The organism is Frankia sp. AvcI1 (genome assembly GCF_001420875.1).
GTDB lineage: Bacteria > Actinomycetota > Actinomycetes > Frankiales > Frankiaceae > Frankia > Frankia alni.
Window position 1 is genome coordinate 1 of sequence record NZ_LJFZ01000062.1, and the last position, 11,091, is coordinate 11,091.

Below are 11,091 nucleotides of genomic sequence, written 5' to 3' on the forward strand. Positions count from 1 at the left end.
ACCCGTCCCCGAGGATCACGACGTGACCCGGTTGCCTCTTCGTCGGCAGCGTCAGATGTGTATAACCACCCCGCCATCACCTACCCCGTCGCGACCCACCCCGCCATCACCTACCTCGCCGCGACCCACCCCATCGCGACCCACCCCGTCGCCACCACCGCTCCCGTCACCACCCACCCCGTCACCGCCACCGGTCCCATCACCACCCGCTCCGTTGCCACCACCGGTCCCTGCCGGAGCCGCCGACGACGAGCGGGCGGAGGGTGATCTTCCCGTCCCACCGGCTGCGCCGACGGTGGTCCGGCCGCCGTCCTTGCCGCTCGGGATGCTGGTTGTGCTGCTCACCGCCGGCGGGCTCGTCGGCGCGGTCGGGATCTGGGCGGCGGGCACCGCCCGGGCGGGCCACGCGGTTCTCGGCCCCGCGGCCGCCACCGTCACCGGGGCGGTCTGCGCCCAGCTGCTGTTCCTGAGCAACCGGGCGATCGGTGCCGCGGTCACGGTCCTGGCCGCCTTCGTCGGGTCCGGCGGTGGTGTGCTGCTGGCCCGGTCCCTGGACGTCGGCGAGCCCGGCCGGGTGCTGCTGTGCGTGGCGGTGGCCCTGGTCGTGGCCGCGACCGGCGCGTTCGCGATGCTGCCGCCCCGCCCGGCCACCACCGGCGCCCGCCCGGAGCTGGCCGCCGACCCGGCCGCGGGTCCGGCCGCCGCGGGTCCGGCCGCCGCGGGTCCGGCCGCCGCGGGTCCGGCACGTGATCCGAGGGCGCCGGGGCAGGACGCCGACGACGCCGGACGCTCCCTGCTGCGCCCGGCGCCCTGACCGCCGACGGCCGGCCGGGGACGGGTACCGCCGGCGCCCGTGCCGCGGGTGACCGACACCATGGCGCCACGACGAAGAAGCAGATCAGCATGGACGCGCCGACCGGTGCCAAGCGGCGGCCCCGCGCCGGTCGTGATATTTCGGTTCACCTGGGAAGCTGGCCTGCGACAATGAACGAAGCCAAGGGGGTGTCGTGGCTGCCGTTCCGGTAGGCAACCGCGTGGTGGCGGGCCGATATCGACTTGTCGCGCGTCTGGGTGCGGGTGCGATGGGGACGGTCTGGCGCGCCTTCGATTCCGTCCTGGAGACCGAGGCGGCGCTCAAGGAGATCGAGTTCGCCGGCGGTGTCGCGGGCGCCGAACGGGCGGACCGGGTCGAGCGGGCGTTGCGCGAGGCGCGGCACGCCGCCAAGCTGCGCGGCCATCCCCACGTCGTCACGATCCTCGACGTCGTCCTCGAACACGGCCTGCCCTGGATCGTGATGGAGCTCGTGCCGTCCCGCTCCCTGTTCGAGGTCGTGCGCGACGACGGGCCGTTGCCCGGCGCCGAGGTCGCCCGGATCGGGATCGCGATGCTCGACGCGCTCGTCGCCGCCCGCGATCACGGCATCGTCCACCGCGACGTCAAGCCGTCCAACGTGCTGATCGGGACGGACGGCCGGGTCGTGCTCACCGACTTCGGCATCNCCACCGGCGACGGCGATCCAACGCTCACGGTCACCGGCGTGCTGGGAACCCCCCTCTACATGGCTCCGGAACGGCTCGACAACCGGCCGGCGACCTTCGAGGCGGACCTGTTCAGCCTGGGGGGCACGCTGTACTACGCCGTGGAGGGGCACCCGCCGTTCGAGCGGGACAGCTTCGGCGCGATGCTGGCCGCCATCCTGCTCCACCCGCCCGCCCCGACTCGGCGGGCCGGCGCCCTCGGCCCGGTGCTCGACGGCCTTCTGGCGAAGGATCCCGCCCAGCGGTTGACGCCGGCCCGGGCCCGGGAACTGCTCGAGCAGGCCGCCCGCTCCCGGCCGCAGCCCGGGGTGGGCCGCGTGGACGCCCTGTCCTGGCACCTGCGGTATTCCGCGCCGCCCGGCGGAGGCAGTGCGGCGCCGGGCCGGTTCACCGGTTCGCTACCGGAGGCCCCGGCGGCTCCCGGCTCGCTGCGCGCTGCGAGCCCCACCGGCGCGGGCGGGCCGCCCGGCGGTGTCGACGACTGCGACGAGGCGACGCGGGTGGCGGGCCGCACCAGCCACCAGCCACCCCCCGGTCTGCCCCCGACGCGGTTCCCCGAGCCGCCGGACACCCCCGGCGTCGCCGGCCCACGAGCGACGTCGGCCGTCGCGCCGGATCCCGGCGACGCGGAGGCGCTACCCCGGCCCACCGAACCGGCGATGCCCACCGAACCGGCAATGGCAGCCGAACCGGCGATGCCCACCGAACCGGCAATGGCAGCCGAACCGGCGATGCCTACCAAACCGGCGATAGGAACCGGACCGGCGATGCCCGCAGAACCGGCGATGGATCGCCCGGCGGCGCCGGCGGAGCTCACCGCGGTGGAGCAGGACGGCGCAGTGCTGCTGCGCTGGGCGCCGTCGGTCACCCCGGGGGCGTCCTACCGGGTGTCGCGGGTGCTGGNGGATCCGTCCGCGCCGAACGGCCGCCGCGAACGCAGCCTGGGCATCACCACCGGCACCGAGCTGTTCGACGCCGGGGCGCCCAGAGGCGTCCCGCACTGGCACGAGGTGGTCGCGATGGTCACCGGCGCCGCGGGCCGGCTGCGCTCGACGCCCGTCCGCACGCCGACCCGCACGCTGCTGCCGCCGGTCACCGCGCTGCGGGCCAGCATGTCCGACAACGCGGTCGCGCTGTCCTGGCGGCCCATGCCGGAACGCGACGAGGTGATGATCGAGCGGACGTTCGCCGAGACCTCGCCGTTGTCGGGGGCGAAGCGCCGGTTCCGCGGCACCGCCGGCTACTTCCTCGACGAGGACACCGCGCCCGGCGCGGTCTACCGCTACCGGGTCTGGGTGNCCGGGTCGGACAGCTCGGACGCGCTGGCACCCTCCGGGGCGGCGGAGGTGGTGGTCAGGGTCGTCGCCCGTCCGCGNCCGGTGCTCGACCTCGAGGCGCGCACCACGCTCGGCGGGACCGTGCTGCGGTGGACGACCGTGCCCGGCGCCATCGTCCGGATCTACGCAACGGAGGCCCCCGAGCAGGCCGGGCTGGCCGGAACCGGCCCGTTCGGCCCAGCCGACCACGAGGTCGGCGTGGGCTCGCTGGAGGGCCGGGCCCGACTGGTCGGGGAGAGCCGCCGCGGACGCCTCGTCGACCGGCAGGCAACCGACACGGTCGTCTACACGCCGATCACCATCGCCGAGGACCGGGCCGTGATCGGCGCGGCGGTCAGCCACAGCGAGCTCTGACCACCGCCGGAGCCGGCGTCAGTCCGGCGGGGCCGGCGTCAGTCCGGCGGGCGGCCGCCGGTCAGCGCCGTGAGCCGGGTCGACGCGAGCAGCAGCCGGTCGACCATGGCCGCGCGCCCGGCCGTGTCCAGGGTTCGCGCGGCGACCAGACCGACGGCCACGGCGACCCGACCGTCGCGACCGAACACCGGCGCGCAGATCTCCCCCACGGGCCACGACTTCGCCTCGTCCGGATCCAGAATCTCGTATTCCCGCTCGGCGAGGGTCCGCAGCAGCTCGTCCCGCTCCCGACGCGGGCCCGGGTCGGCCGGGGCGTCCGCGACCTGGTCGACCACGTCTCGCAACCGCCAACGCAGCGCGTCGTCCGCCGTCACCGAGTAGCCCCGTGCGCGCACTGCGTCGAGGACCCGCCGATGCCGGCACGCCGGCTCCACCGCCCAGGCGGGGTCCGGCACGACGCCCGCCGCGAACGCGTCCGCCCGGACCTCGCCCGCCGACACCCCGCCCGCCCCGGCCGCCCTCTCCGCCTCGCCCGCCGGGGCGGTGTCTGCGCAGGTCTCGGGGGTGACGTCGGCGAGGAAGCCAGAGGCAGGGGTGGGGCCGGCGGCGGGGAGCCAGACGTCGACGGCGGCAGGGGGCGCCCAGGCCAGGTGCACGGCGCCGACCGGCGGGCGTAACGGCAGCGTCTGGCCGACCCGCATGGACAACCCGAACAGGGCGGAGCGGGGGACGCGTGCCAGGACGAGCAGACTGCCGGCGAAGGTCGTGGTCGCGAACGTCTCGAGGTCGAGGTCCGCGGTCAGCGATTCCAGCTCCGCACGGGCCAGCCGCACCAGCCGCGCCCGGTCCCCGTCTGCGGCGGCGACCGCCAGCGCCGAGGGGCCCAGGGCATACGTGCGGTGCCCGTCGTCGCGGTGGACGAACCCCTGCTCGACCAGGGCGAGCAGCATCGCCTGGCAGGTGCTCTTGTCGATGCCGACGGCCCGGGCCAGCTCCGAGAGCGAGTAACCGGTCTCGCCGTGCCCGCCGAGGAACCGCAGCAGGCGGCCGACCCGGGCGGCGGACCCGGACGGCTTCACGCCCACCGTGACGACCTCACCACCGCGCCACCGGCCGCTACGGACACCCCGCCCGTACGCGCCCCACCCACAGCTCGCACACCGATCCCGACCGCTCCGACCTCGACCGCTCCGACCCCGACCGCCATCAGCGGGCCTCCCCATCGTCAGTGATGTTGCGGTATGACCCGGATCATCCCCCGACCGCGCCGNCCGAGCCAGCCGCCGGAGGGCGCCCGGGCGCGCGGGCCACTGCGCGGCGAGGAGTCCTGCCGGTGGCGGGCGCCCCGGCGGGTGGCGGCGCGCGCCCGGATGCCAGCATGAGCCACCGTGGGCAGCCCAGAAAACGACGCCGCGACCAGCGGCACGATCGACAGCACAGACACGATCGACAGCACAGGCACGATCGACAGCACAGGCACGATCGACGGCGGGGACGGCGAGGAGCAGCCACCCGCCTACGGGTACCTCGATATTGATCCCGAGACCGCCCGGCGGGCCAGCCGCATCTACTGGGACGACGCGGCCGCTGACTACCAGGCCGAACATGGTGCCTTCCTCGGAGACAGCGACTTCTGCTGGAGCCCCGAGGGACTGCGCGAGTCCGAGCTCCGGCTGCTTGGGGACGTGGCCGGCCGCACCGTCCTGGAGGTCGGATGCGGCGGCGCCCAGTGCGCGCGGTGGCTGCGGCGTCAGGGTGCCCGGGTGGTCGGCTTCGACCTGTCCGGCGGCCAGCTTGCCCAGGCCCGCGCCTACGCGGCCCGCACCGGCATCGAGGTGGNGCTGGTCCAGGCCGACGCGGTCGCGCTCCCGTTCGCGGACGAGAGCGTCGACGTGGCCTGCTCCGCGTTCGGCGCGGTCCCGTTCGTGGCCGACAGCGGGGCGGTGATGCGCGAGGTCGCCCGGGTGCTGCGGNCCGGCGGGCGCTGGGTGTTCTCGACGACTCATCCGTTCGTGTGGTGCCTGCCGGACGATCCGGACGAGAACGGGCTGCGGGTGTTCCACAGCTACTTCGACCGGCGCGCCTACACCGAGCACGATGAACAGGGCCAGGCGATTTACACGGAGACGCATCGCACGATCGGCGACCGGGTCCGGGAGATNGTCGCGGCCGGACTGATCCTGCACGACATCATCGAGCCGGAATGGCCGGNCGGCCAGGAGCGGACCTGGGGGCAGTGGGGGCCTGTGCGCGGCGGGTATGTGCCCTCGACCTCCATCTTTGTCACGAGCCGGCCGCCGGCCCGCTAGTTTCGCCCTCGGGGAGGTGTGAGGACGACGACTCCGGGCAAACCCCCCTCAGACGTCACCGGACAAGCCGGAATTAGCACGAACACCGGTCCGGAAACCGACGAAGGGGAGGCACCATCATGAAGATTCTGCGCCGCATGCGACACGAGGTTCGGCACGACGTCAACCAGGCGGACCGTTCCGCCGCCCGCGGGCTGCGCCGCCTGCGCCGCCGTCGCAGCCGGACCGCCTCCACCACCACGACCACCGGCACCCGCTACTGATCAGCCCCGCTACTGCTCGGCCCCGCGACTGCTCGGCCCCACTACTGCCGAGCAGTCGCAATCGCTCGGCACCCCTTGCTGACCGGCACCCGCTGCGGGTCGCACCCCCTACTGATCGATAGCCGCCGCCGATCTCGGCGGCGGCGACGAACCCGGGCGACCCCGGGGTTCTGGACGGGCGCCCGTCCAGAACCCCGGGGTCGTCTGCTGTCCGAGGGTCTCCCACGGCGAGCCGCCGCGGCCGGCGAACACGAACGGCGGTCGGCCCGGATGCGGCGAGCGAGGAACATCCTGCTCAACGCGACGCCGTTCTGTCCCACGGTGCACACAACGCCCTAGGGCGCGGCGAGGTACCCCGATCGCCCCCGTTATGGTGAGCCCCGCATTCGCCGTTGGGGGCAGACCGTGNATCACGCTCACTCCGCACCCGGAGATGCCACGTTCAGGCGCGGCATTCCGGGGGTTCGCGCGTGCACGGGGGCGGCGCTCGCGCTGGCCCTGGTCGGCCTCACGGCCGGTTGCTCGGCCAGCAGCGACACCGCCTCGTTCACCCCGGCGCCGCACGCGACGCGGGTCGCGCCCGCCGTCGAGGCCGACCCGCTGCCACCGCTGAGCAAGTTCATCACCCAGCCGGACGGCAGCCAGGTGACGACGGTCAGCGCCGACTACCTGTTCGACTCGAACAGCAGCGAACTGCGGGGGGAGGCGATGACGGCGTTGCAGCAGGTCCTGCCCGCGATCCGGGAGCATCCCGGCCCCATCTCGNTGATCGGCTACAGCGATGGGCTGGGGCGAACCGAGGACAACCAGAAGCTGTCGCTGGAACGGGCAAAGTCCGTCGAGGCGTGGCTGGCGACGCAGAACATCCCCAGCTCCGTGCTGGATGTCGAGGGCAGGGGCGAACAAGGCGCGCAGGACGGCGTCGCCGACGCGAGCCGACGCCGAGTGGAGATCGTGCTTCGATGACGTGCGACGTTTCCGCCGGTCCGCCGGTGCCCCTGCCTCCGGGCGCGGCCGGAACGGGTGAGCCCGCAGCCCGACGCCGGACCCAGGACCGACGCCGGACCCAGGACCGACGCCGGACCCAGGACCGACGCCGGACCCAGGACCGAGGCCGGACCCAGGACCGAGGCCAGGACCATCCGGGCCAGGGCCAGGACCGACGTCCTGGCCAGGACCCTNGCCAGGACCGACGTCCGGGCCAGGGCGGCCAGAGCCAGGACCGACGCCGGGGCCGGGGCCGCCNCCTGCACAGCCGACTGGCCGGGCTGGTGGCTGCGGCCATGCTGGCGACGCCGATNCTCGCTGCCTGTGACNCCGGCGGCCTGCTCGGCACGTCCAAGGCGGACGGTCCGCTCGACTGCTCCAAGTACCAGGAGTCCACGCCCTCGGCCGGCGCGCCGCTGCTGCTGGTGCTGCTCGACGTGACCGACAACTCGGCCGCCACCGCGCAGCGCGTCGCGACCCGGGTCCAGCCCTATCTCGACACAGCGCTGAAGGACGGCGCCTACATCCGGCTCGTCGCCAGCGGCGGCACGGCCATGACGTACTCGGACTGCTTCCACGGTGACCGGATGTTCCAGATCAAACGGAACAACAACCGGCGCGAGGAGAAGGACCGGGTCGCCGCCGCCAAGGCCCTCGGCACNGAGATCGACCACGTCGTCCAGACCGAGCGGGTCAGCGCGAAGGGCAGTGCCACGGGCCTGCTCGCCGGCATCAACGACGAGCNCAACACCGTCCGGTCCACACCGGACGTGAAGGTCACCGACGTGACCGTTCTCGTCTGGAGCGACCTGCTCGGCACCGGTCAGGACTCCGACTGCCTCAACGTCGACGGCAAGAAGGCGTCCGCGTCCATCGCCGAGGCGCTGGTCAAGCGGTGCTTCGAGACCCAGCAGATCACCACGGTGGGCAACGACAAGGTTCGGTTCCTCGGGGTCAACGAGGGCGNGGCGGATCGGCCGCAGCAGGATCTCGCCCGGTACCTCAAGGGCGAACTGTGTCGACGGATCANCAGTGACTGCAGCTAGCTCGACCATCCGCACCATCTCGACCGACACAACCCCTACGACGACGTCACCCATTTCATCCACCCCGACAGACCCGACAGACCAGATTCATCCGATTCATCCGGCCGCTTCGACCGTCCCGGCCGCCCGTCCGCCCGCGCCCGTCGCGGCAGCCCCCGAGCTCCCGGAGCATCCCGTCCGCAACCGCCGCGGCACGCACCACGCCGATCCATCCGAACCGCTACTGGCCACGACGGCNCCGGTGGAACTCAAGCCGAGGAGACGACCGATGGGCGTCCTGCACGAGCCCGAGGACCAGCACTTCAGCCCGGCACTGATGNGCTCGACGGTCGTGATCACCGGCTGCCTGGTGATGCTCGCGGTACTGGAGATCTGGGTCTGGTTGACCCTGTCGTCCCCGTTCGCGAAGGTCTCGGTCACCGGATCGATGATCGTGACCGCGCTCAGCTTCTTCATCACCGGCAACACCTTCCGGCTGCGCGACATCCGGCGCCGGGTGGGCAACCGTGCTCGGGCCGGCCGCATCGCTCCGATCGACGCGTTGTCCACCCTGCCGCCGCGGGAGACGATCGCCCGCCGCTTCATGCTCGGCGCCGTCGGCGCCGTGGTCGGCGTCGGNACCCTCGTGNTGACCATGGTCTTTTCCGGCGACGAACAGCAGGGGGCGCGCGAGGCCATGGTCGCCTCGGTGCTCGGCATCGTCTGCGCCATGCTCTGCTTCGTCGGCGGCACCTTTGCCCGCCCCATCGACTGAACCGCTCATCCCCATCGGCTGACCGCCGTCCCCGTCCACTGACCGCCCATCGGGACCGACATCGGAAAAGTAGGAGCCTGAAACGGTGCTGCGCAGGGGAAACCAGCCAGGGCGTCTGGCCAAGCAGCTCATCCGCCGGGTGGGAGACGCCGACATCGCGCTGGCGGGTGCGGAGACCCGCCCCAAGGTCCTCAAGAGCCTGGAGGACGCGGAGGTCCAGGAGGTCCGGGCGGCCGTCCGGGCCGACGGGCGGACCCTGGAGGAGTTGATCGCCGANCTCCGCATGGAGATCGACTCCCGGGCCGAGCGCCGCGAGCGGCGGACCGAACTGATCAAGAACAAGGTCGAGCAGGGCCGGTTGTGGCGCAGCGTCGGGGTGCAGGAGCGCATCCCGCAGATGGCGCTGGCGGGACCGGCCCGCACGGTCGTCCTGACGTTGCTCGCGGCGCTGGACTTCTACGTGTTCGCGCAGTCCTATGCGGTGCTCGCCGACGTCGGCGGCTACGGCCCGGAGTGGTGGCTCGGCGGCCTGCTCGGCGTCNCCGTCTTCATCGCCGGGGTGGCGCTCGCCCACGGGATCAAGGCGTCCATCCTCGCCCGCGCCCAGAAGCAGATGCTCGCCGATGCCGACGCCGGCCGCTTCAAGATCGACCTGGACATCCGCGAACAGCTCNTCGAGTCGAAATCGTCCCCGCTGGCGCTGAGCCTGACCACGGCGATCTTCCTGCTGCTGTCGATCGCCGGGGTGCTCGTGCGCACGCAGGGCACGGCCGGCGAGAGCACCGGCGGCGCGGTGATCCTGTTCCAGGCGCTGATCCCGCTGGTCGCCGTGGCGGTCGAGCTGTACCTNCACGATCCGACGGAGCGCGACGAGCCTATGCCGAACATCGTCGACCGACGGCTGGAGCGGCGCCTGGCCAAGGCCGAGCGCCGGCTGCGCATCGTCGCCGCCCAGGTCGAGGCGAAGGTGTCGCAGATCGAGAAGCTATACCGGGTCGAGGAGGCCATCCTCGACGTCGAGCAGAAGGACATGGGCCTGCGCCACACCACCGACCTGGTGCTCGGCGGCGGCCACATCCCGACCATGCCGACGAACGGGCGAGTCGCCGAGGTGGACCGCGACCAGCTCGAGAAGACCATCAAGATGGCCCGTCGATCCTAGCCAGCCGCATCTCCAGATCATGGTGACTGGGGCGGCCTTCACAGCCCTCGCCCGCCCGCGTGGGGCCGACGGATGCCGCCGCACCGGGGAGGCAGGGCCCGGCTGGGACGACCAGCCCACGGTGGTCTGCCGGTCGGCACGGCTCCCGGCGCTGCCGGCCGGCTGCGCGTCTCCCCACGACCTGCGAGGGGAAGCCAGCAGGCGGTCGGCGGAGGCTGGGCCGACCACCCCTTGTCAGGTGGCGCTGGTGAGGAGGTCGGGTAGGTGGGTGTAGGGGTTGCGGCGGGGGCGTTGGTGGGGGTCGATGCGCCAGGGTGGGGTGTAGGCGGGGTGGCCGTCGTCGGTGAAGATGATGGTCCAGCCGTCGTGGTGGACTTGGCGGTGGTGGTGGCCGCAGAGCAGGACGAGGTTGTGGAGGGCAGTGGTTCCGCCGTGTGTCCAGTGGATGACGTGGTGTGCTTCGCACCAGGACGGGGGTCGGTCGCAGCCGGGGAAGCTGCATCCGCGGTCGCGGGCGGCGAGGGCGCGGCGTAGCTGTGGGGGCACGACGCGGGTTGATCGTCCGATGTCGAGGGGGACGCCGGCGGGGTTGAGGATGATGCGGGTGATGTCGGCGTCGCAGGACAGTCGGGTCAGGACGCTGTGGGGTAGGGGGAGTCCCCAGTCGGTGGTGGCGGGGGTGGTGCCGGTGGCGAGCAGGGTGTTCCAGTCGATGGTGATGGTGAGGTGCGGGCGCACCCCGCCGCTCTGCGGGAGGGTGGCGGCGCCGAGGGCGCGGGTGGTGAGGTCGAGCAGGGCGTCGGCGCGGCGGCGGGTGGGGCTGCGCCGGTCGGGGGTGCCGTCCGCCGCGGGGTGGGGGGCGGCGAGGCTGTCGAGGGCGGTGCGTAGGAGGGCGGCGCCTTCGGCGTCGAGTTCGCCGTGGATGAGGGTGGCGCCGGTGGGGGTGTCGGTGAGGGTGAGGCGGCGGATGTCGGCCGGGTCCGGGGTGGGGGTGTCGCGGCCGTCGTTCCCGTGACCGCCGAGGCCGCCGTTGCCACCGGTGCTGCCGGTGCCGGTGCCATCGTTGCCGGTCTTNCCGGTCTTGCCGGTGCGGGTGCTGGGGTTGGTGTGTTCGCCGGTGTGGCTGTCGGTGTGGGGGTCGTCGCCGCCGGGGGAGGTGTCGGTGGTGGTGAGTGTTTCGCGGAGGCGGGCGGCGAGTTTGACGAGGTGGTGGGGGTCGAACTGGTCGGCGAAGCGTAGGAGGGCCTGTTCGGCGGCGGTCTGCTGGTCGGGGGTGGTGGCGGTGGGCAGGGTGCGTAGCGCGTCGCTGATGACCATCGCCTGTTCGACGGTGATCGTTC

The 11,091-nt window shown here is 73.1% G+C and carries 6 protein-coding genes and 13 pseudogenes; 16 read left to right on the plus strand and 3 right to left on the minus strand.

Going from position 1 to position 11,091, the window contains the following annotated elements:
• The first annotated feature begins 334 nt into the window (after positions 1 to 334).
• The 5 genes and pseudogenes from UK94_RS72120 to UK94_RS72140 form a co-directional block, all read left to right on the plus strand.
• Positions 335 to 814: a hypothetical protein gene (locus tag UK94_RS72120; RefSeq protein ID WP_235490884.1), complete on the plus strand. Its 480-nt coding sequence runs from the start codon at positions 335 to 337 to the stop codon at positions 812 to 814.
• 193 nt (positions 815 to 1,007) lie between these two features.
• The coding region (locus tag UK94_RS72125; RefSeq protein ID WP_235490887.1) for a serine/threonine-protein kinase at positions 1,008 to 1,499 on the plus strand (492 nt) is incomplete at its 3' end.
• Position 1,500: 1 nt separating this feature from the next.
• Positions 1,501 to 2,442: pseudogene (locus tag UK94_RS72130) on the plus strand (serine/threonine protein kinase); the annotation flags it as partial.
• Position 2,443: 1 nt separating this feature from the next.
• Positions 2,444 to 2,837 (plus strand): annotated as a pseudogene (locus UK94_RS72135) (serine/threonine protein kinase); the annotation flags it as partial.
• Between the two features lie 78 nt (positions 2,838 to 2,915).
• A pseudogene (locus UK94_RS72140) lies at positions 2,916 to 3,230 on the plus strand (serine/threonine protein kinase); the annotation flags it as partial.
• Between the two features lie 38 nt (positions 3,231 to 3,268).
• Here the strand turns inward: UK94_RS72140 and UK94_RS72145 are convergent.
• Complete coding sequence (locus tag UK94_RS72145; RefSeq protein ID WP_231861485.1) at positions 3,269 to 4,315, minus strand: helix-turn-helix domain-containing protein; 1,047 nt, start codon at positions 4,313 to 4,315, stop codon at positions 3,269 to 3,271.
• Positions 4,316 to 4,618: 303 nt separating this feature from the next.
• Here UK94_RS72145 and UK94_RS72150 point away from each other — a divergent pair.
• The 11 genes and pseudogenes from UK94_RS72150 to UK94_RS76700 all read left to right on the plus strand — a co-directional run.
• On the plus strand, positions 4,619 to 5,069 hold a 451-nt coding region (locus UK94_RS72150; RefSeq protein ID WP_235490889.1), incomplete at its 3' end, for a methyltransferase domain-containing protein.
• Position 5,070: 1 nt separating this feature from the next.
• Positions 5,071 to 5,203 (plus strand): annotated as a pseudogene (locus tag UK94_RS72155) (methyltransferase domain-containing protein); the annotation flags it as partial.
• 1 nt (position 5,204) lies between these two features.
• Positions 5,205 to 5,391: pseudogene (locus UK94_RS72160) on the plus strand (class I SAM-dependent methyltransferase); the annotation flags it as partial.
• Positions 5,392 to 5,442: 51 nt separating this feature from the next.
• Positions 5,443 to 5,539: pseudogene (locus UK94_RS72165) on the plus strand (class I SAM-dependent methyltransferase); the annotation flags it as partial.
• A gap of 119 nt (positions 5,540 to 5,658) precedes the next feature.
• Positions 5,659 to 5,802: a hypothetical protein gene (locus UK94_RS34265; protein ID WP_157734551.1), complete on the plus strand. Its 144-nt coding sequence runs from the start codon at positions 5,659 to 5,661 to the stop codon at positions 5,800 to 5,802.
• Positions 5,803 to 6,447: 645 nt separating this feature from the next.
• Positions 6,448 to 6,567: pseudogene (locus UK94_RS75645) on the plus strand (OmpA family protein); the annotation flags it as partial.
• 1 nt (position 6,568) lies between these two features.
• Positions 6,569 to 6,768, plus strand: a pseudogene (locus UK94_RS72175) (OmpA family protein); the annotation flags it as partial.
• A 766-nt stretch (positions 6,769 to 7,534) separates the two neighbouring features.
• A pseudogene (locus tag UK94_RS72185) lies at positions 7,535 to 7,755 on the plus strand (hypothetical protein); the annotation flags it as partial.
• A 919-nt stretch (positions 7,756 to 8,674) separates the two neighbouring features.
• A pseudogene (locus tag UK94_RS76695) lies at positions 8,675 to 8,865 on the plus strand (hypothetical protein); the annotation flags it as partial.
• Between the two features lies 1 nt (position 8,866).
• Positions 8,867 to 9,130: pseudogene (locus UK94_RS72190) on the plus strand (hypothetical protein); the annotation flags it as partial.
• A 309-nt stretch (positions 9,131 to 9,439) separates the two neighbouring features.
• Positions 9,440 to 9,751, plus strand: a pseudogene (locus UK94_RS76700) (hypothetical protein); the annotation flags it as partial.
• 234 nt (positions 9,752 to 9,985) lie between these two features.
• On the opposite strand, the gene UK94_RS31565 reads toward UK94_RS76700, so the two are convergent.
• Both UK94_RS31565 and UK94_RS72195 read right to left on the minus strand, forming a co-directional pair.
• On the minus strand, positions 9,986 to 10,825 hold an 840-nt coding region (locus tag UK94_RS31565; RefSeq protein WP_235490891.1), incomplete at its 5' end, for an HNH endonuclease signature motif containing protein.
• 1 nt (position 10,826) lies between these two features.
• A pseudogene (locus UK94_RS72195) lies at positions 10,827 to 11,086 on the minus strand (HNH nuclease); the annotation flags it as partial.
• Positions 11,087 to 11,091: the final 5 nt, after the last annotated feature.

Excerpts from the sequence above, each read along its gene's own strand:
- UK94_RS34265 (WP_157734551.1), top strand. The coding sequence starts at position 5,659 with ATGAAGATTCTGCGCCGCATGCGACACGAGGTTCGGCACGACGTCAAC.